This window comes from Mesorhizobium sp. B3-1-9 (assembly GCF_006439595.1).
Taxonomy (GTDB): Bacteria; Pseudomonadota; Alphaproteobacteria; order Rhizobiales; family Rhizobiaceae; genus Mesorhizobium.
Window position 1 is genome coordinate 1 of the sequence record NZ_VFTJ01000034.1, and the last position, 19,613, is coordinate 19,613.

Below are 19,613 nucleotides of genomic sequence, written 5' to 3' on the forward strand. Positions count from 1 at the left end.
GCCAGAGGTGTCTTTTCGAACGTCTCAAGAAAGGCGGCCACTTTTTTCAGGAATAAGTAATCGCGAATGGCAATCCCGGCGCGAACAATGCCGGTGAACGCACTAAAAAAAGGAACTCCGTCCAGCGCGCCCGAGGTGATCGCGGCATCCAAACCTATGTCGGCAGTTGTGGCTGCCACGTCAACTAACCGCTCGCTCGCCACAGAGTTCGAAAAGACACCTCTGGCAGACCGAAAGGCCTTCATCGCCGACTTAGACAAAAAAAGGAAAAACGCGGAGTTTGGCGAACAAATTCTCTTTCTCATCGATCGCATGGAGGATATCGAGAAGCCAGTCATCGTTGCTCGTTTGATCTCCGCGGCCGCCACAGGCAAATTGCCCCTCAGTAAAGCGCTCCGCGTCTCGAAGATCGTTGATCGGGCGTTCGTGGAAGACCTCAAGACGCTGCCTCAATTTCAAGCCGGTTCCCCAACCAACCGGCTTATAGCTGATGCATTGTTTTCGGTCGGTCTGCTTACGGGAGATGGGCTCGCGTTTTTTGAAGGTGATACGACGGCGAGAAGTGGCACTACGTACCACCTAAACGCCTACGGGCAAATTCTTGTCGAATACGGACTCGCTCAGGATTGAGCATGGTCTCGCAGGTGTGAACACCGGGGTCCTTCGGCCACCTAGCCATTTGACGGCCCAAATCGGCCCCATCAATGTGCAGAGCTGGCTGGCTTCAACGCTTGAGCGTGTCCAATACAAAGTCATTAGGCCGAGCCAAGAAAGGAATTGCGGCTACCGTAGACTTACCTTCCAATACCTGACCGAAAGCATCAGCCTGTGCGATTTGCTCACCATCACACGCATCACGAGGAAGCACCGTTCTGCAATCGAAGAATGTGCTTGTGACCTCGCCTTGACCCGCTACTTTGGTCGAGCCGGTTGCGACGAGATCATCGTTGAGGGCGATGTTGATCTCCGCCCGCCAGAGCCGTTTGTCTGTGGAAAGAAATACGCCTGCTCTCCCGCACAACCCTACGAATGCAATGCCGTAATCAATTTCAACCGGACGACGCCCGCGTTCACAGAGGCGACCTAGGGCATGTGCGGAAGCATATGCCGTCACAACCCCGACGTTGAAATCAAGGCCGGTACGGCCAACTTTGAAATAATGGCACTGGGCGGTAACGCCCTCCTCCCGACCTGTCATTGCCTCCATCGGGTGATCGTCGGCGACAAGCGTTGTGAACATAAGTTCGCAAGACCTTTTGCCGTCAAATCGAACGATATCGACAAAGGCTCCCCTGTCATGATCGGGTACGGCCCTTAGGCGGGCAGCTACGGCCTGGAGGCAGGCCACGCGTTTGACCGGCGAGGTGTCGGCATCTAGACGACCAATTATCCATTTTGCGGCTGGCCAAAACTCTCTTTCGTTCCCATTGGAGATCGCCGACGCACCTATCAATTCGCGGCGCTTTACTTCTCGGCCAACTTGCCGAGCGAAAATGCGGCCTTCCGTTGTGATGGATTTGGACATCAGGGTTCTTGGGCATTCACAGGCAAGCGTTTTGGGAGAGATGTGAAGACGTTCGACCGTATTCCTTGATAGCAGCTTTGAGAAAAGTCGTCGCTAACGCTGAAGGTTTAAACAGACGCTAATGTACTCAGCCATTGTGGATTCTTCATCCGTTCTCTATCTGTCAGGCTGCATAGTGGGGGGTGAACGATGTCGGAACGCATCGACTATGAGGGCTTGCCGGACGATCCTGAACTGGCGTTCGTCAGGCTAGTTGATTTTTTCGACCAGAAGCTGAAAGAAGCTGTACGAGGCAGCGACGACGACGATACCAGACTTCACCTCATAGAGCATATGAACAGCATCTTGGGAGCCGCCACGGCGCTGCATATTCATGCGCTGGGCTCCTTTAGGTTGCCTGATTGGGAGTCAACTTACAACGTCCATCGCGACTTCGATCTAGCGGTTAAAAGCGTGGTTCTCCAGATCCAAATCCAAAAGGCCCGGGTCACCAAGTTATATTCGGTGAACTTGAATACAGCGGATAAGGAGCGCATCCACCATCTAGTTCGCCAAATACGAGAAACCCTTGAGGCCGCTGACCTCGATAGCCGTAAGAAGAACTCCCTTTTTGCAAAGCTGAACGCGTTCGAAGCTGACGTGGACCGGGCTAGAACCCGATTTGAGAATGCGATGCTCGCCTTTGTCGATTTGGCTCATGTAGTGCACAAAGGCACGGAAACTCTCAAGCCTATTACCGACCTCGTGAAGCGCATCAATGAGCTTCTCGGAGCCGCCAAAAGCGATGAACCAGAGCCCCCAAAAATCCCCTCGCCAGAGGATATCAAGCGCGTCGAGCCGCCCAAGAGGCAAATCGAAGACTTCAGTCGCAGAGGCGGGGGGCTCGACGATGAAATCCCGTTTTAATCGTTCGGCCGCCTTGTGCTCAGGATAGCTTCGCGCCAGCGTCTCATGTTACGGCTGCCACGTCAAAATTCCGAGGTTGCCCGTGCTCGAAAGTCTCTTCGACCCCGCTCAGACCGAACAACTTTATCACGACCTGCGAAGGGCCAACTCCGAGGCGGCGAAGAAAGAGCGGTTCCTCACATACGTCACGACCGTGTTCAGACGGGACGAAAAGATTCAGAGCTTCATCCGCGAAATTGCGCTCGGGGCAGAGACCTCGGTCGCAAATATCATTAGAGATGGCCGCTCCGCTCGAGGTCGGGCGGACAGCCAGACAGATGCCGTCATCATTGAGTGGGAACGGGACCTTACAAGAACCGGAGATCACGCTCGCGAACAGCTGAAAGAATATCTGGAAGGCAACTGGAGATCCGGTCAGGAATATAAGTTTACGCTCCTGGCGACCGATGGAATTCGCTGGCGACGCTACGCACCTGACTGGTCCCACGTCGAAGTGGACGAGTTAATGGGGCGCGGTTTTGAGCTACGCGAGGTTCAGAGCTTCGATCTGTCGCCCAACAACTTCGCGGAGTTTCCGTTCTTTCTAGATGAAGTGCTATTCGCAGACGAGCGGAAGATTGCGACACTCGAAAACATTCGAGCAAATTTTGGAGACACCTCCCGTGCGTTCATCAACTCGATCACAGCGCTAAATCGATGTTTGCCCGCTCTGGAGCGACAAAGCGAACTCACTGTAGCTTTTGAACAGTGGAATCGCTTTCTGTCGATAGCGTACGGGCAGTTCGATAATTCGCCGAAGCTCTTCCTCGTTCACACTTACCTTTCGGTCTTTGCGAAATTCATCGCATACTCGGTAATAACGAAAGAAACTGCAAGCGAGGACACCACGATCCGAGACGTACTTTCAGGCCGAATTTTCGATCGGCTCAACGTGGAACGATTTGTAGAGGACGACTTCTTTCATTGGGTGGCATCAGACGAGTTCCTTTCAGAGCTCCGACCCATGTTCCGCGAAATTGGTCAGATCGATTCATACGATTTCACGGAAGTTCAAGAGGACATTCTCAAGGGTGTATATCAGGAACTAATTGATCTGGAGACCCGTCACGCACTAGGCGAATACTATACTCCCGATTGGCTGTGCGAACGAGTTATGGAGGAACTCCCCCTTGAACGCACATCGTCCATACTCGACCCCGCGTGTGGCAGCGGCTCGTTTCTACGAGCTGGAATCGCTCGGCTGCGAGAACAATTCCCCGATCTCGGCGCTGAGAAGCTGGCCGAGCAGGTGGTTGGCATAGACATTCACCCGCTATCAGTCCTCATTGCGAAGACCACTGTCCTTCTCGCATTGGGAGAAACAGTGCGCCGGGCTCGTCGCCCCGTCACCCTCCATATTTACCTCGCGAACAGCCTCCTGGTCCCCCGCGGCACTGCTGATCTGTTCGAGTCTACCTTTCAAATGACGGTCGATAATGGTTCATACGCGATAGACACTCGCGGGGTCTCCGCTCCCGAAGCATTCGATGCGTTGGTTACCTTTTGCGACGAGCTGGTCGATCGGTACAGCGAGTTGCTGACGCGAGATAGGTTCCTTCATCTGGGAACTTCGATATTCGACGACTCTCAGTCGCCGGATCTTCCAAGTCAGCTTTATGACTTATACCGAGCCATGTGGATTGCAAACAGCGAAGGGCGTGACAGCATCTGGAAATTTATTCTTCAAAATTCGTACAAGCCGATCTTTCTCATGGGTCGGTTTGATTTCATTGTCGGTAACCCGCCGTGGCTGACCTATGCAGGAGTGTCCAATGGCGACTACCAGAACCTGCTGAGAACACTGTCTGACCACTACCGGGTAACTCCCGAGAACAAGGCCAATTTCCCTCACCTTGAAATTGCAGCTATATTCCTCGCTCACTCAGTCAATTACTTTATGAAGCGGAGTGGACGCCTAGCCTTCGTGTTGCCACGGAGCTTCATGTCGGCCGACCAACATGACGCGACAAGGGCCGGAAATGTTGCTGGTCTGCGGCTTTATTCGATTTGGGATTTGAACGATGTCGCCCCTCTTTTTCGGGTGCCCTGCTGCGTGATGTTCGCGCAACACGGCAGGCAGAATAAAGGCGAGAATGCTTTGCCTGAGCACGGCATTGACGGATATGCCGTCGCGGGTCGCCTGAGACGCGCACAGGTCCATTTGTCAGAAGCGCGCGCCAATCTAACTTGGGAGAGGAAGCGTTGGTTCTATTCGCGGCTGCAATCGACGAAGAAGCGGTCAAAATCGGCCATCACCACCAACGCTGGAGAGGCTCTCATTGGAACGAACGCATACACTTCCAGTTTCACGCAAGGCGCAACGATCGTTCCGCGAAATTTCTTCTTTGTCGATATCGATCAGCACATTGATGACGGTGAGGATCTATCAGACCGTGTTTTAGCTCTGAGAACATCCAACGCAGCCGATCGTGAGGCAAAGAAGCCTTGGAAGGGATTGAAAATACACGAGCGAGCCGAAAGCGCCCTATTTTTCCGCACCGCGATATCGCGAAACATACTTCCGTCACGCTCATAGCTCCGCCGCTCGTGTTGCTCCCGGTAGCCCAAGTCGGAAACAAATTCGAGGTGCTCGACGCAGATTCCCTGATGGCAAAGGGATACCGATTCGCCAGCGCGTGGTTCAGGCAAGCCGAGGAACTTTGGGCGTCAAAGCGCACTGAGCGCAACAGCGATACCCCGCTAGAAAGCTATCTAGATTGGCAATCCAAGCTTACCAGCCAGAACCCAGAGGCTCGATTTCTGGTGCTATATACCTCATCCGCATCCGACGCGTCGGCCGTCGTGATCGATCGTCAGACTTTCGACCATCCTTTCATCGTTGATCATACGGCGTATTGGTGCGAGGTGAGGTCGAAGAAGGAAGGCTTCTATCTCACGTCGTTTATCAATTCGGGTTACGCGAACGAAGCCATCAAGCAGTTTCAATCACGGGGGCTTTTTGGCCCCCGGGACATTCACAAGACGATCGTCAAAGTCCCATTTCCTCGCTTCAAACCTAGCGATCCAGACCACGAAGAGATCGCCCGACTTGGGGAGGTCTGCGCCATTCGTTCCGAGCGCATTGCTATGGAGGAAACACATACCGACCTCGAACCCAGAATCCTTGGCCGTCTTCGGTCCAAGATTCGACGCGAACTAGCCGCGGAATTGGACGCGATAGACCTACTTGTCGAAAAACTGTCACGCAACCGCAGCGGAGCCAAGAGCAGCGACAAGGCCGTCAAGACGTCACGAAGGCGCAAAAGCACCAGTGGACTTTTCGATTAATAGCTACCACCCTCGAAGACTCTGCCTGACGCTGCTTGTGGAATCTGGTGAAAAGTTCCGTCGGTAGTGCAAGCTCGATTTCCGAAACAATAGGATGTCGGATCGGTGCTGAGAACAGCGAAATTGCGCATAGGAAGTTGAATGGCTGAGTTGAAAGATCTATGGCCGCGGTCCTTCTCGGCTTTTCCCGCTTTCCGCTGCCCAAATTGTGGCTCAGGGATCTTGCAGGCCGATAAAACAAAAACTGTTACCAAGCCAACTGCCAGTAGCCGTGCCGATCTGGAGGCGATACGGCCTGCCTATGAAGCAGTATTGGACATCCGCCGGTTCGTCTCAATTTTGGAATGCAACCGCAGCAGCTGCAAGGAATCGGTGGTTGTGTGCGGTGAGACTTTCGAAGAGCCGTACCAAGATCAAGAAGGCACTTGGGACAGCATCACTATGTATGAGCCCAATATGATGTTCCCCGGCCCACCTCTAGCGACAATTCCGCCGGAGACACCTGATCCGGTCGTAGAGGCCCTCAAGCAAAGCTTTAGTCTATTTTGGCACGATCTCGGTGCCACGGCCAACAAGCTTCGAGTTGCAGCCGAGCGCATTCTCACTGATCAGGGAGTTAAGCAGTACAACCGGACCGGCAAGCGAGTCCCTCTTACCTTTGCAAGACGCATCGAGATCTATTCACAAAGGAGCGCCGAGCACCGTGACGTGCTCACCGCACTTCGCTGGATTGGTAACCATGGTAGCCATTCCGGAGCCGTAGACCGAGATGACGTGTTGACGGCATTTGAGTTGATGCAGGTCGCGTTGCAAGACCTTTACGGGAAGGACTATCGTAAGGAACTGGCCAGAAAGAGCAAGGAGATCGCAGCGAGGCGAGGTCGCCCTCGACGGAAACCTTGAGGCGGGCGGAGGTTAAATCTTCGGCGCGCCGGTTTGGGCGCGAATGATGAACCGGGCCTGTTACATCGAGGTTAGATTTTGGCTCGATTGCGGCGTAAGGATGCCAAGCGCATCTCGACGTTATCCCTCTTGAAACGCGTCTTAACTAGCTATCGACTCCCGCGTCAGGAACCGACGGAAGCTTCTTCCTGATCTCCGACAACAAGGCCTGCATGAACTGCGGGATTCGGTGCTGCTGGGCAAGAGACTCCGCGACGAACCGGGCGACCAAAGGTTTGTTGCGGTCGCCTGAGATTCCGAGTTCAGACCGGGCCTTCGCCTCCAACTCGTCGTATAGACCTACCTGGATTGTCTCCAAGTGAGTCCGGCATTGCTTTTCCCAATTGCCTTCGAGAATTGCGTATCCTTCTTTCACGCAGGCCAGAGGTTCGTCCACCTCGGTGATATTGAGTAAGCGACACAATGAGCGGTTTGCCGCTTTTTCGGAGGCATTCCCTGCATCATTGTCGAAGACAATGTAGGTTCGGATCCCATGACACTCATATAGCTGTGCAAGCGTGTCGATAGCCGTCTTACCTCCGGCGGACACGATGGAGATTCCGTGCTCGTCAAAATCCATGGAGCAGCTGCGAGCGAGAATTGGAATAGCCTCCCGTTCGGAAGGGCCCTCTACGACTACCACTGCTCTCGCGAAGAAGGCTTCCGTCATCTCTGCCGTTCGCACGTTCTTGAGGAAGGCGCGCATAGATGACAAAGTGATTGGCCGGGTTGGATGGAGCTTCTGCCGGGCAGAAAGCAAGCTCTCACTCGACGCCGTCTTAACCTGTGTACAGACTTCCCCCTCCTCGTCATCGTCCCTCTCCACGAGAACGATCCGGTCGCTCCGGGCAACGTCGAGAAAATGGGCGCTGTGCGTCGAGATGAAGATTTGGTTGCCCGCTGTGACCAATTCCTCAAACTGCTTCATCAGGCTACGCTGCGCGTGTGGATGCAAATACAATTCGGGCTCTTCGATGCCGAGTACAGAATCCCCCTTGAACGATTTGGCAAAAGCTTGAAAGAGAGCGAGTACGAGAACGTTCCTAATGCCTGAGCCCACCTCCAGAGGATTCCTCGGGACCCCGCGCTCGATCAGGGTCGGGAATAAACTCCGATAAAGGTTCGTCTCCTCCATCGTCCGGAACTCAAAGGCGACGTCGTAGCGCGCCGTTCGCAGTTGAGCTGCAAAAGCGTCTTTCAACTCCTTCTCAAACGCTTTGTACTGATCCGTTTGTAAGAGTTCATGAGCGACCTTCAGGGCTTCCCTGAGCTTGGCCAGCTGCTCACCATTCTGCTTCAATGTCGCATGCAGATGCCGGAGTGCTTGACCGAAGATCGACCACCGTGAGTTGGAAAACTGTCGGTCGTAATTCCGACCCGCGTCGACGTAGGCGAACGCAAGCTCCTCTCGCATAGTGTTGTTAAAGCCCCGAATTCCATAGCCGCGATTATCAATTGCGATAAGAGTGTACTGGGCCTTCGATGTGTCGAAATCAATCGAGGAGACATTTGGATGCTCAAGCGTTAGTCGTATATGAATCTCATTATCCCGGTCGCGGCCATAGTAGTCAGAGTCATCCAAGTTCCCCGGCATAGGCCACCTCTCGCCAAGCAGGAAGTTGATCGCGCTCAGGATATTCGTCTTCCCTGCGTTGTTAGCTCCGACAAGTATGCAAATATCCTGCGGGTAGAAGTCGATGTGCTTTATCGATCTCCAGTTCGCGATCTGAACACGGGAAATTTTCAATGAATTCACCCCACGCCGCAGTCTGGTTCCGGGACGCTTTAAGAAAAGCGAGCCCCCCCAGAACTCAATTGATTCCGGACGGCCTACCTGAGCATTAAGCACGGTCGAGTCCTTGAGACGAGGCGATCGACCTTTGCGCTGCTAGTACCCAAACGATAACTTTCCCACCGAGATTAGTCCTATACGGCAACAACGAAGTTCACAATAATGGCCTATCGTCTCCCAACATTCGCGCTGCAAACGTCCATACGGCACTTGTGTCGCTATGGGGACACTGACGTTTTTCCCCATCTTCCTGAACTCGCTTTCGTGCGCGAGGAAGCTGAATCTGTGGTTGACGAGTTGGTGGCGCTCGACCTGGATACCTTCGATCCAGGAACCGCGGTGGAGGCACTTGGGCCCAAAAGCCGATATGGATTTCGCATTGTCCATCAACTTCCTTATCTGGACACAATCCTGTTGCTTGCGGCGGTGATCGAACTAGGCCCTCGAATCGAAAGCCACAGACCGTCTCAGAACAACATTGAGGCTTTCTCCTACCGGTACGCGCTAAACGACAAGGGAAGCATCTTTCGGGGGGATCGTACCTTCAAGGAATGGCTGCAGGCGCAGCTGCAGTACGTGCAAGGAAACCCGGGTATAGAACACGTCATCGCGACCGACATCTCCGACTTCTACGCACGAGTCAATTTCCACCGGCTCGAGAATCTGCTCGATGAGGTCGCGCCAGGACACGGCGCAGCGCGATACATTAAAAAGCACATCAAGGTAATCCGAGCAAAGCAGTCTTTCGGTCTGCCAGTCGGTGGCACTGCCGCGCGGTTGCTGGCCGAGTTGGCATTGAGCGATACCGACAATGCGCTAGAGCGCGATGGCCGCAGCGCCACAAGATTTGTCGACGACTTCAGGATTTTTCTAGCCGCAGGCGAAGATCCGTACGATGCGCTAGCGTTTATCGCCGAACAGTTAGCCATTAACGAGGGGCTTTCGCTGAACGTCGCCAAGACTGAGGTTTATAGTCGAGCAGAGTTCTTAGCGAGAGTGAAGCGACAAACCGCTGACATTTCTGACGAGGCCGAGGGCGCAGCTATAGAAGCGCTAACGTCTGACCTCTACTTCGATGATGAGCCGGACGAGGACGACGTCGAGAAATTGAAGTCAATGAACCTGATTGGCTATCTGCGAGAGGAGGTCGCGAAGGCCTCGTTTGATATGGGGCGCATAAAGGTCATCTTCCGGGCTTTAAAAATCACGAAACCGCCGGAAGCCATTCAGTACATTATCGATAGCTTCTCGACATTGGTCGTGTTTTCGAAAGAGGTGACACTCCTCATGCAGGAGCTAGAAGCGGAGGAATTTAGTTGTTTCGATGAGTTGAGTGACACCGTCGTCAAAGCAATCCTTTCTCCGCCAGCATCGAGCATACAGCTGATGCGAACATGGCTGTTGGAGCTCTTTGTACGTCGTATTGTCCCTCTCGCTCCCAGTCATCTGAAGGCGCTTGATGGCAGCCTTAGTACGTCGCTTGATCGTCGCCAGCTCCATCTCATCCGTGGGCGCTTGGGGGACAAGAACCACTTTCGTAAATACAAGACGGCTTTCGGCCAGATCACGCCGATTGATCAGCCATGTTTCATTTGGGGAGCGAGCTGCCTACCGAAGGACGAATACGAAACCTTTGTTCAAGGCATAAAGCCGATGTTTCCGATGCCAACGGGAGCGCTGTTCCTGAAATGGGCAGCCAAGCAACGGGAGAAGCTGATCTCGAAACTCGAGTCTTCGGTTGACGAGCATCAGGAGTAGCTACAGTCGAGGTTGAACGTGGCGGTCATCGTCACGCTGGGGTATAGCCCCACGTGACATAACATAGCTGGGGACATCGAGCGTAACGCTTGGGTTGATATCGCTCATTTGTGACACTGCAATGTGGAGTCTAAAACCTTGATGTGACGCGAACCGACCCGGCATGGGCCCGGAAGTGCCGACCCGTCGTCGGCCGTCACACATTTGCAAGCCGGATGTCGAAGGCCTATGCTGTCGAAATCGGCCGCCAGTGTTTCCGGATGCCGCCGACAGTAAGAGGTACGTGCTCTTGCCCGTTAGGGAGAGAGCCATGCCTCAGTCCATCCTTCGCAATCACGTTTTGAAAACCCTCGCTCCAGAGGATTTTTTGCTTTTGCGGCCTTCGATGCATCGGGTCGAACTGCCCATCAAAGCTCGGCTGGAGGAGCCCTATCGACCGATAGGGCACGTGTATTTTCCAGAGATGGGTATTGCATCGGTGGTCGCCACCTTAACCGGAGGACGGCAGAGCGAAGTCGGCATCATCGGCCATGACGGTATGACCGGAGTTGCGGTCATTCTCGGGCAAGATAGATCTCCCAACGAAACCTATATCCAAGTGGCCAGCAATGGCTGGTGTCTGCCGGTTGAAACTCTTTGTGGTGCTATTGCAGAAAGCCCGAGCCTTCGTGAGGCGCTGCTTCGCTACGCCCACGCATTTCTCGTGCAATCATCCCGAACGGCGCTGGTCAACGGCCACTCGAAAATCGAGGAAAGGCTGGCCCGGTGGTTGCTGATTGTCCACGACCGGACTGAGGGAAAAATCCACCTGACGCATGAATTTCTGGCGACCATGCTTGGCGCTCGGCGACCCGGCGTTACCTCCGCCCTCCAAATGCTTGAATACCGGGGACTGATCCACGCCAAGCGCGGTGAGATTACAATTGTTGACCGGGCCGGAATGATAAAACTCACCCACGGAGGCTATGGCGAGGAGGAGCAACGTCACTTCCGCATAACATCCGACTGATTGTCCGGAAACAGACAGAGCCTTGAAAGCTGTCGCCTGTTGCCCGTAGATCGTTTTGGTTTGGGTTTCAGGGGGGCGTTCTTGATGACCAACGCTTTTCACGCCATCACGGCCGAAGAAGCGGCCTATGTTCGTTCGAGAGACGAAGCCCGGTATCTCTCCATCGAACAAGCTGTCCGCGCCATCCGAACGCTGATGCCAGCCTGCCGAACTTCCGACCACGAGTTGGAGGAAATGCTGGCCGCAGCATGCATCCTCCACCATGTTCCCGTCGCTTTCGACGTTGCAACGGCCGACAGCTCCGAAACGAAGTTCTCCTCATAGGAACCCGCGATGCCTGCGCTCGCCCCGATGCCTGTTTTATCGGACTATCGCTTGGCGATAGTGCGCTACCTGATTGACAACGTAGACAACCCAAGCGTTTCGATATCCGAGGTCATCCGCGCCGTGCGGGAGTTGTTTCCGCTTTGTGAGCTGACGGATTGGGAACTTGGCGATTGCATTGCACAAAGCGCCATCGATGCGGGATTTGTCGTCGAATTCGACGCGAAAGTTCCCTGGACCGGATCGAATTAACTGTAGACCTTTCTTGGAACGCTAAGTTCCCATCGCGGCCCCCGGTGCTGTTGAAAGGGCGAGAAACTCAAAAGCATTCCACAGGCGGTGTTTCCGGAGGCTACAGCTTGTCCTTCATGGCTTTCGCCTCTCGAAGCAGCGAGGACCAATTTGCCCCGAGGAGCGAGATCACCTCCAGCGCCTGCTCCTCGGTTATGCCGGTCTCTTCCAGCAACCTTTGCACAAGGCTTCGGTTCGATTCCTGCGCCATAGGATGGCCTCCAAAAGGGACCAAACGACAATATTTGATGTTCGTTCCGCTCTATGTCGTTGATTTATAAAGTGCGGCTTGATGCACAACATTTCCAAGCGCCTGATTGGCGCTTGCGAAGCGGGCGACCAGATGAACCTGTTTTTGTTTGCCCCTCGGTGCCTACCTAGGTTGCCGCTCAACGGGCGATTGGACAGCGGGCTGAACCATGTCAGTAAATCCCCACCGCAATGATGAGGATAATTCCGATAGCTGCCAAGGCCATGACCGCGATCATTGCGGCTTCAAATAGGTCGCCGCCGCGTCTTGCGTGGTTTGTCATGCTTCGACCTGCGCGCTCGCCCAATCTTTTCCAAGCCGAGTTCTGAGCCGAAACCAGTTCCTGCGGAATCACAATTGTTAGCAGTAGCTAAAAATGATTCGAAGTGGCCTGAGGTGTTGAAGCCGGTACCCTTAGAGAGACGAGCTGCGAGGACGGGAAACAAGCCCGCCTCGGATCGGGCAGGCCTCGTTCATGTCCAGCTGCAAGGAGCTACACGCGAGTCTTCATAGCCGAAGAGGTCCCTTGACACTGACTATTTGCGTCAGGGTAGCGTCGAGCCTTTCGACCTTGAGGTGACAGGCTATGGCTCGCATTGGTTATGCTCGCGTCAGCACGGTTGATCAGGACCTCGAAACGCAACTCGCAAAGCTACAAGCTGAAGGGTGCGAGGTCATTCGGTCAGAGAAGGTGTCGGGCGGCAGCCGCGACGGCCGCGCCGAACTGGCAACGGTTCTAGAGTTCCTCCGGCCCGGGGATGAACTGGTGGTGACGCGCCTCGATCGGCTCGGCAGAGACACCCGCGACGTGCTCAACCTCATCTACGAATGCGAACAGAAAGGCGCCTTCGTCACCGTGCTCGACCCGCATGTTTCGACGCGGGGCGAGATGGGCCACATCGTTCTGACGGTGCTTGGCATGGTTGCTCAAATGGAACGCCGGTTTATCAAGGAGCGCCAGCGAGAAGGCATCGAACACGCCAAACGCGAAGGCGTGTATAAGGGCGGCAAACAGCGCCTCGATAGAGGGCAGGTGCTGGCTCTTCGTGATAAGAACCATAGTCCGACGCAAATTGCGAAGTTGGTGGGTTGCTCGCGGATGCAGGTTTATCGAATTCTGAATGAGCATGGGACGGCAAGATAGGCGACGCACCGTCTGCTTCGGATTTAGTCAGTTCTGGGCTGGCAATTCCGAGTGAATTCGCTAGAGAAGTCCATCCCTAACGACCAGGAGCATTTACATGGCAGACGAAGTTTCGAACTCACGGGCTGTGTTGATGGGCCTGACCGCGGATATTGTTTCGGCTTATGTCAGCAAGAATGCAGTGCCAGTCGCTTCGCTGCCTGACCTAATCCAAAGTGTAAATTCGTCGCTCGCGAAGGTCGGACAACCGGTTGAGCCCGAGAAGCCGATTTATGCTCCAGCGGTGAACCCGAAGCGATCGGTCTTTCCCGACTACATCATTTGCCTTGAGGACGGAAAGAGGTTCAAATCCTTGAAGCGCCACCTTGGTGTGCACTACGGCCTGACGCCTGATGAGTATCGGGAAAAATGGGGCTTAGCGCGCGACTATCCCATGGTGGCACCCGACTACGCTGCGCAGCGCTCCGCTCTGGCAAAGTCAAGCGGGCTCGGTCGAAAGGTAGGCACCAAGCCGACGAAAAAAACTTCGGCCAAGCGCGGGACGAAATGAAAGCGCTCTCCGTCGCACTACTTCAGTCGGTAGGTGCCGTCCTCATAGCTGCCGCCTTCCTTCAATGGGTCACATATGAGTACCCTGACATTAATCCATTGGCACCGGGCGCGATCTTCGCACCCGGGATGCTATCGCAGCCGTTCAATTGGATACTCGTCTGTCTTCTTGGCACTACCGGAGTAGTTCTGATCGGCTTTGCTCGCAGCTGGCGGCAGAGGCGATATAGTTAGCCGCTCAAAGTTCAAGCCGCTCAAAGTTCACCTTCGAGGGGAAGTTATGGTTCGCCTCGCGGCGCAGGCGATAACGCGTGGAGGAATCGCCTATTTCAACTGAGACACTTCCGGCTTCAGCTCACGTCTTTGGCCCGCCGTCTTTCCGAGCTAGACGGTCTAGGAGACTACGAAGTCTATCAGGCAGCCACCTTTCAACGCGAAAGATCGGCAAGCTACGCAAATGTCGCCGTACCGCCTCGTTCTTGAATTGTCCCCTCAGCCACTCGGCAAGCTTGTCATTCTGATGTAGCCCGCGTGGCATCTTCTTCGCATCCGTTTGGGTTGACCCGCGCCGTTTTGAATTGTTCATGGCAATCGAGGCCCAATGAACCGCAGTAGCTCGGAACAACCAATTCTTTCATGTCTTCGGACGAAACACTGAGGGAGACATCTCTCAGTTTCACGACCGGACGGCGATCTCCACGGGCAGCGGAGAGCGCTGGTTCTGCAGCGAAGCTGATGCCCGATCCGAAGGGTGCCGAAAGGCACGCCTGTAGCACCCACCGTGGTCCTGAACTGCTGCACAAGGGCGACCTTGGTTCCTCTGACGGCCAGCCAGCATCGTCAGGTTAGGGGTGTGTGGTCGAGCTTTGTGGGCCATCAACTCAACACCAACCCGGCCACCAAAACGACCACCGCAAGGGAAAAATGGGACTGCCAGCAGCCAGCCCACTTCCATTACGTCGATTTCGGCATGTTTCACGACCCTCTCCTTTTTAGGACAAGGATTCAGTCGCCCGATGGTTCCGCTGCTGCGGAGTCCACGTCGAGATAAGTCGCTCCCTCGATGGCCGAATCGTCTACCCTGGGGACCCGACCCTCACAGCCCGCAGCACTGTTGCAAGCAGGGCGGCTTCCCAAACCAGCGGGCTGGTAGGACGACAGGAATTCCGTCCCATGGCGTCAACCCTCGACAGGTGGCCCGTTCAGGACGATCTCGGCCGTTGCCCAGCCTGAATGAGCTTCGCCTCTCGCATAAGGGAGTTCCAGTTCCAGCCGATCGGGAGGACAAGTTCGTGCGCTTGCCTCTCCGTGATGCCGGTTTCCTGAAGAGCTTCTGGACGAGCGGCATCGTCTGGTTTTCGGCTGACATGACTGGATCTCTCCACCTCCCAGCGGCCGCAACTTCCGATTGGGATTCGGTTCCCTAAAAGTTGAGGGAAAAGAAAAAGCCCGACAGGGGGCTGCCGGGCTTAGAGCTTGGGCGTTTGCAGCGGCGGGGACTAAACGCGGGGGCGTTGGGGTGCCGCTGCAACGGGGTATGATTTGGCCATATCGGCAAAATCGCGTCAATCCGCGTTCGAGAGGAAATGCAGTGGCGCAATCCAGCCCCTACGAGCTTGCGTCATCTGTTTCCTCGTCCCGCCGATCCAGCGCTCCTAACAATTCAGTGAAAGATGTCGGCAGAGTCGGTCCGACGGCCAAGCCTAGCTGCTTGCGCAAATTTCGACGGTAGTCTTCCGAAGTGATCAACTGCCGGAAAGCTTGGGCAGACTCGTTAAGGATGGACATTGAGTAGGGCATCCAATCGGGGCCCCTAGGGGACGGAACTCGCCCGTGAGGGAATCGTTCCGAGACCGGTGGGGAAAACCAAAGGAACGCCGTAGGGCCGCATCTATTCATGCATGTCGAAGGCGACGAACCGGCCCAGCAATATCGCCTCGTACATGATGCGTTCGGTGAGTTGGCAATCGCTCTCGGTGAGATCGGGACCGAGTTCGCGGACGGCAGCGATGGTTTCTTTGATCGAAACCGTTTCGCCAAACGGCGCGTTTAGGAGCACTGCATGGACAAGCTCTTTAGCGGTGCTCGCCCGACCATGGTCGGCTTGAACGTCCACCAGCCCAACTCCACCTTACAACCCGAGCGCCTATCGTTGGGTCAAGGCTTACAGAAATCAACAAAAATCTGTGTGAAATAGGGTGAGGGTCGGAACTGTCTACCCGGCAGCCCGACCCTCTTGAAGCCCACAGCGCAAAGTCTTGGGGGACAGCGACCGGCGGACCTACAATTCAGGATAGCAACATGGTGGCTGACGAGAAAGAGGGTCGGCCGCCCAGATCCAGTCTCGGATGCAGCATGAGCGCTCGGAATGCTCCGACAATTGCTCGCACAGGAATCAATAAAATACAAAGTATATCGGTCGCCGGGCAGCAACCATATCGCTCGGCTTATTCTCCTAAGTTGAAACCCGTCCATACCTTAAAACGTAATAATTTGAGTAACAGGCAAATGGCTTGTTGCATTTAGTAGTGCAACCACAGGAGAGTGTCATGGCCAGCACCTTCGGAAAATTTGCTCAAGCATTGGCGGGCGGTGCAGCCATCGCGGTTATTTGCGTGTCGGCAAATGCCGCCGGGATTGGCGTCGGTGCATCAGTCGGTGCCAGTGGAGGTGGTAATGCCGGGGCTGGAGCTTCCTTGGGCGGCTCAAGTGGCGTCAACGCCGGAGCCGGTGCTTCCTTAGGCGGGTCCAATGGGATGAACGCAGGCGCTGGGGCGACAGTGGGCGGTGCCAACGGCGTCGCGGCAGGGTTAGGCACTACGGTAGGCGGCACCAGTGGGGTCGGAGCCGGTGTTGGGGTCGGCAACGGCGTTACTGCCGGGGTCGGGGTTGGAACCAATCCGAGCAGCGCGACAAGCCCGACGAGCCTCAGCACTCCGACGAGCCCCAACTTGGTCAGCGCTGTCTCTGGCTTGTCAGCCACTCAGTTGGCTCGGATGAAGAAGCGTTGCGCCGACGTGCTGGGCGGTCAAGACAGCTATGATCGGGATTTGCGCCAACTATGCTTGATGATTTCGCGGCGATAGTCTGGCCTGCAGGACGGAAGTGTGAACAGGCAGGGGGCCCGTTGTGACACTCTCCGGCCTCCAGCCGGTGGGAAAGTCCGCTGCGCCAACGCGGCGGGCTTTCCGTCATGCGCGGTTCGTTCTGTGATGATTTCATGAATAAGAAGGGAGCGGGTTCGCAGATGATCGGCGCTTGGTCTGGTAGGCGGCGTCCTCGTGGTCGCCGCCATCCTTCAGTGGGCAAACTATGAGGACATCAAACCATTTGCACTTGGCGCCATCTTCGCGCCCAGCATGCTATCGTAGCTGTTCAATTGGATACTGGTACGCATGAATTCATTCCAGAGTGGGCATTTTCTCGCGCCGTTCGGCGGCCATGTCACTGCCGCGCTGCAGTGGTGTCAATTGGCCCGTTGACGTCGATGTGCCTGACGCATTCGAGTGGTTCTGAAAGCCGAACTTGGTTCTTTACTTCCGAGGCGGCGACATTGCCTCAGCGGTCGTGTCGTTCTGTTCTGCCCAAGCCGACCGCACGCGGTCACTGGCTTGCAGATAAGCCATGTCTATTAGATAGGTGAGGAGGTGTTCCCCATCAGCTTGCGTGAACTGCCGGAGTTCGCGCAACATCGCCTGCACGAAATGCAGATTATCTAAATTGGTGGGCTGCCTCATCGGATTCCCCGCCTAGCTCCCCTCCAATATATTAGAGAAAGCTTACGGGAAAGGCGATCTCGGAAGATGCTTGAGTTAACCGGGGCGATTAACCATCAGGTCGAATTTTCCTGCACGGTAACCTTTCGGTAGTTCCCGGTCAGGACAATGTCTCCGATACCAACGCCGAAAGGATGCCTTGGTCGCCATGTGGCAACCGCTCTTTGCAAATCTCGCTGTCGTCGCTGTCATGCTTGTTGCGTGGTCTTCGGCCGGTGATTTCGTTGCACGGCTTACCCCTACCCCCCAGCGGCTTTTGTTCGGTGTCGCTATGACGACCGGCACAATCGGCTCCATGATGTTGGCGTTCGAAGCGCCCCCCGGCATATACAATGACCTTCGCGGGCCGTTGATAGCCGTGACCGGGTTTTTTGGCGGTGTGCCTTCCGCTGTCATGGCGGCAGGGGCGGCTTTGATTTATCGCCTCTATATGGGCGGCGCGGTATCAGCGGGCGTCGTAGGCATCATGCTCTCAACAGCCGTAGGGCTGGTAGCTTATTTTTTGCGGCGGAACCGACAGGCCCGATACAGGGATCTCATCTTCTTGGCGGCAGCCGTTGCTTTGAGCAGCTCACTGCTGGTCCTTACTGTACCTGCAGCAAGGCAAGGCATCCGGATACCAGAACTCTGGGCACCTTCATCGCTGTCGTTTGTCGGCACGCTGCTGCTAGGAGCATTGCTACTGCACGAGGAGAAGCAGCGCGAGCTTTCTCGGTCTAACGAGCTCTATCGCTCAATGGTTGACGCACTGCCGGATTGTCTGAACATCAAAGATACTGAAGGGCGATTTCTTGCCGCAAATCCGGCTACCGCACACCTGATGCGGGCTTCCAGCGTGGAGGTGATGCTCGGCAAGACGGATTTTGATTTTTACCCTTTGGAATTGGCGAAGCAATTCCGAGATGATGAGCTGGTGGTGCTTCGCGGTGGACACCACGTGACTATCGAGCAGCCCGGGCTTCGCCCGGATGCCTCACCGGGGTGGCTTTCCACTCTGAAGGTGCCAGTCGCAAACCGCGTAGGCGACATAGTAGGACTAATCACCCACAACCGAGACATGACCCTCCAAAAAACGCTTCAGATGAAACTCGAGGAGACTCAGGCTCACCTGGATCAAGCGCTGGAGAATATGAATGACGGGCTCGTCATGTACGATCCGAACGGGTGCGTTCTGTTCTGCAATCGCCGCTTTCGAGAGCTATTTCCGCGCACTGCGCACCTGCGGGTGACCGGTGTTCATTTTGCCGATATCATCCGGGCCTCTGTCAAGCTCGGGGAAGAGACTGTCGGCCCCGGCAATACCTTCGACAACCATCTTCGCGAGAAATTGGCCACCCTTCGCGAGGGTGGTGAAAAATTGATCGAACTTGCGGACGGCAGAATCTTTTCTTCACGTACAAAGCTCCTGCCCAACGGCTGCACTTTGGGATGATGTCCGACATAACGGAGCGACGAACCTTCGAGAAGAACCTGGAATATCAGGCGTTGCACGACCCACTCACGGGGTTGCCAAACCGCGCCTGTTTCAACCGGGAACTTGGACGATTAGTTGCAAAGGCGTGCTCCGAAGACGGCGAGCTTGTTGTCGTTCTTCTTGATCTCGACAGGTTCAAGGAGGTTAATGATAACTTTGGGCATGCCGCTGGAGACACCCTTCTGGTCGAGGTCGCACGGCGTCTGGAGAAAGCAGTCAGGCGGGGTGACATGGCAGCTCGGCTGGGCGGCGATGAGTTCGGAGTCTTGATGTACGGTCCCACTGATGGCACGGGAGACATTAGCCTGATGACGCGCATCATGAAGAACTTGGTGCAACCGTTGAAGATCGACGGTGTCACGCTTCTCCCGGGTGGTACCATGGGGTACACTGTATTTCCGACGGACAATGCCGACCCAGAAGGGTTGCTTAAGAATGCTGATCGGGCGCTCTACCAAGCCAAGGTGAAAGGTCGCGGCAGTTGGAAAGCGTATGAGCCCGAGGCGGCTGCAGTCGTCATGAGACGCAGCTAAGCGCCCTAGATCG

General features: G+C 55.2%; 18 protein-coding genes. 13 read left to right on the forward strand and 5 right to left on the reverse strand.

Annotated features, from left to right (window positions below):
* Nucleotides 1–156: 156 nt before the first annotated feature.
* A complete protein-coding gene (locus FJW07_RS30630) occupies nt 157–630 on the forward strand; it encodes a hypothetical protein (protein ID WP_210239931.1) in 474 nt (157 codons plus the stop codon).
* 94 nt (nt 631–724) lie between these two features.
* On the opposite strand, the gene FJW07_RS30635 is transcribed toward FJW07_RS30630, so the two are convergent.
* On the reverse strand, nt 725–1,525 hold the full coding sequence (locus FJW07_RS30635; protein WP_140860391.1) for a hypothetical protein: 801 nt from the start codon (nt 1,523–1,525) through the stop codon (nt 725–727).
* Nucleotides 1,526–1,714: 189 nt separating this feature from the next.
* Here FJW07_RS30635 and FJW07_RS30640 point away from each other — a divergent pair, with 189 nt between their 5' ends.
* The 4 genes from FJW07_RS30640 (at nt 1,715) to FJW07_RS30655 (ending at nt 6,661) form a co-directional block, all read left to right on the forward strand.
* Entirely contained in the window at nt 1,715–2,431 is a 717-nt protein-coding gene (locus tag FJW07_RS30640; RefSeq protein ID WP_140782049.1) for a hypothetical protein, read from the forward strand.
* An 82-nt stretch (nt 2,432–2,513) separates the two neighbouring features.
* Nucleotides 2,514–5,006: an N-6 DNA methylase gene (locus FJW07_RS30645; protein ID WP_140860399.1), complete on the forward strand. Its 2,493-nt coding sequence runs from the start codon at nt 2,514–2,516 to the stop codon at nt 5,004–5,006.
* A gap of 50 nt (nt 5,007–5,056) precedes the next feature.
* Nucleotides 5,057–5,758, forward strand: coding sequence for a hypothetical protein (locus tag FJW07_RS30650; protein ID WP_140860414.1), 702 nt, complete (start codon nt 5,057–5,059; stop codon nt 5,756–5,758).
* 141 nt (nt 5,759–5,899) lie between these two features.
* Nucleotides 5,900–6,661, forward strand: a complete 762-nt coding sequence (locus FJW07_RS30655) for a DUF4145 domain-containing protein (protein ID WP_140860421.1) — start codon at nt 5,900–5,902, stop codon at nt 6,659–6,661.
* Between the two features lie 145 nt (nt 6,662–6,806).
* Here FJW07_RS30655 and FJW07_RS30660 read toward each other — a convergent pair whose 3' ends face one another.
* On the reverse strand, nt 6,807–8,447 hold the full coding sequence (locus FJW07_RS30660) for an AAA family ATPase (RefSeq protein ID WP_181182774.1): 1,641 nt from the start codon (nt 8,445–8,447) through the stop codon (nt 6,807–6,809).
* A 207-nt stretch (nt 8,448–8,654) separates the two neighbouring features.
* On the opposite strand from FJW07_RS30660, the gene FJW07_RS30665 reads away from it, so the two are divergent.
* From FJW07_RS30665 to FJW07_RS30680, 4 genes are all read left to right on the forward strand, one after another.
* The gene (locus FJW07_RS30665) at nt 8,655–10,250 is read left to right on the forward strand and encodes an RNA-directed DNA polymerase (protein WP_140860427.1); all 1,596 of its coding nucleotides are present in this window, start codon (nt 8,655–8,657) and stop codon (nt 10,248–10,250) included.
* Between the two features lie 310 nt (nt 10,251–10,560).
* Nucleotides 10,561–11,259: a Crp/Fnr family transcriptional regulator gene (locus FJW07_RS30670; RefSeq protein WP_140860434.1), complete on the forward strand. Its 699-nt coding sequence runs from the start codon at nt 10,561–10,563 to the stop codon at nt 11,257–11,259.
* An 84-nt stretch (nt 11,260–11,343) separates the two neighbouring features.
* Entirely contained in the window at nt 11,344–11,583 is a 240-nt protein-coding gene (locus FJW07_RS30675; RefSeq protein ID WP_140860441.1) for a hypothetical protein, read from the forward strand.
* Between the two features lie 9 nt (nt 11,584–11,592).
* On the forward strand, nt 11,593–11,835 hold the full coding sequence (locus FJW07_RS30680) for a hypothetical protein (RefSeq protein ID WP_140860447.1): 243 nt from the start codon (nt 11,593–11,595) through the stop codon (nt 11,833–11,835).
* A gap of 100 nt (nt 11,836–11,935) precedes the next feature.
* On the opposite strand, the gene FJW07_RS31865 is transcribed toward FJW07_RS30680, so the two are convergent.
* A complete protein-coding gene (locus FJW07_RS31865; protein ID WP_181182775.1) occupies nt 11,936–12,085 on the reverse strand; it encodes a hypothetical protein in 150 nt (49 codons plus the stop codon).
* Nucleotides 12,086–12,710: 625 nt separating this feature from the next.
* Here FJW07_RS31865 and FJW07_RS30685 point away from each other — a divergent pair.
* Both FJW07_RS30685 and FJW07_RS30690 read left to right on the forward strand, forming a co-directional pair.
* Nucleotides 12,711–13,268 (forward strand): recombinase family protein, encoded by a 558-nt coding sequence (locus FJW07_RS30685; protein ID WP_140860452.1) that lies wholly within the window; start codon nt 12,711–12,713, stop codon nt 13,266–13,268.
* A gap of 97 nt (nt 13,269–13,365) precedes the next feature.
* A complete protein-coding gene (locus FJW07_RS30690) occupies nt 13,366–13,818 on the forward strand; it encodes a MucR family transcriptional regulator (protein ID WP_140860457.1) in 453 nt (150 codons plus the stop codon).
* A 1,890-nt stretch (nt 13,819–15,708) separates the two neighbouring features.
* Here FJW07_RS30690 and FJW07_RS30700 read toward each other — a convergent pair.
* Nucleotides 15,709–15,933, reverse strand: a complete 225-nt coding sequence (locus tag FJW07_RS30700; protein WP_246680920.1) for a hypothetical protein — start codon at nt 15,931–15,933, stop codon at nt 15,709–15,711.
* Between the two features lie 1,417 nt (nt 15,934–17,350).
* Nucleotides 17,351–17,554, reverse strand: a complete 204-nt coding sequence (locus tag FJW07_RS30710) for a hypothetical protein (RefSeq protein WP_140860466.1) — start codon at nt 17,552–17,554, stop codon at nt 17,351–17,353.
* Nucleotides 17,555–17,864: 310 nt separating this feature from the next.
* Here FJW07_RS30710 and FJW07_RS32345 point away from each other — a divergent pair, with 310 nt between their 5' ends.
* Nucleotides 17,865–19,025, forward strand: a complete 1,161-nt coding sequence (locus FJW07_RS32345; RefSeq protein ID WP_281405349.1) for a PAS domain-containing protein — start codon at nt 17,865–17,867, stop codon at nt 19,023–19,025.
* Nucleotides 19,022–19,600, forward strand: a complete 579-nt coding sequence (locus FJW07_RS32350) for a GGDEF domain-containing protein (RefSeq protein WP_281405350.1) — start codon at nt 19,022–19,024, stop codon at nt 19,598–19,600. Before FJW07_RS32345 ends, FJW07_RS32350 begins: the two co-directional genes overlap by 4 nt.
* Nucleotides 19,601–19,613 lie beyond the last annotated feature (13 nt).

Bases quoted from the DNA above. Each gene is read 5' to 3' on its own strand.
- FJW07_RS30630 (WP_210239931.1), top strand. From the start codon at position 157: ATGTCGGCAGTTGTGGCTGCCACGTCAACTAACCGCTCGCTCGCCACA.
- FJW07_RS30635 (WP_140860391.1), bottom strand. From the start codon at position 1,525: ATGTCCAAATCCATCACAACGGAAGGCCGCATTTTCGCTCGGCAAGTT.
- FJW07_RS30640 (WP_140782049.1), top strand. From the start codon at position 1,715: ATGTCGGAACGCATCGACTATGAGGGCTTGCCGGACGATCCTGAACTG.
- FJW07_RS30655 (WP_140860421.1), top strand. From the start codon at position 5,900: ATGGCTGAGTTGAAAGATCTATGGCCGCGGTCCTTCTCGGCTTTTCCC.
- FJW07_RS30665 (WP_140860427.1), top strand. From the start codon at position 8,655: ATGGCCTATCGTCTCCCAACATTCGCGCTGCAAACGTCCATACGGCAC.
- FJW07_RS30670 (WP_140860434.1), top strand. From the start codon at position 10,561: ATGCCTCAGTCCATCCTTCGCAATCACGTTTTGAAAACCCTCGCTCCA.
- FJW07_RS30675 (WP_140860441.1), top strand. From the start codon at position 11,344: ATGACCAACGCTTTTCACGCCATCACGGCCGAAGAAGCGGCCTATGTT.
- FJW07_RS30680 (WP_140860447.1), top strand. From the start codon at position 11,593: ATGCCTGCGCTCGCCCCGATGCCTGTTTTATCGGACTATCGCTTGGCG.
- FJW07_RS31865 (WP_181182775.1), bottom strand. From the start codon at position 12,085: ATGGCGCAGGAATCGAACCGAAGCCTTGTGCAAAGGTTGCTGGAAGAG.
- FJW07_RS30685 (WP_140860452.1), top strand. From the start codon at position 12,711: ATGGCTCGCATTGGTTATGCTCGCGTCAGCACGGTTGATCAGGACCTC.
- FJW07_RS30690 (WP_140860457.1), top strand. From the start codon at position 13,366: ATGGCAGACGAAGTTTCGAACTCACGGGCTGTGTTGATGGGCCTGACC.
- FJW07_RS30710 (WP_140860466.1), bottom strand. From the start codon at position 17,554: ATGAGGCAGCCCACCAATTTAGATAATCTGCATTTCGTGCAGGCGATG.
- FJW07_RS32345 (WP_281405349.1), top strand. From the start codon at position 17,865: ATGACGACCGGCACAATCGGCTCCATGATGTTGGCGTTCGAAGCGCCC.
- FJW07_RS32350 (WP_281405350.1), top strand. From the start codon at position 19,022: ATGATGTCCGACATAACGGAGCGACGAACCTTCGAGAAGAACCTGGAA.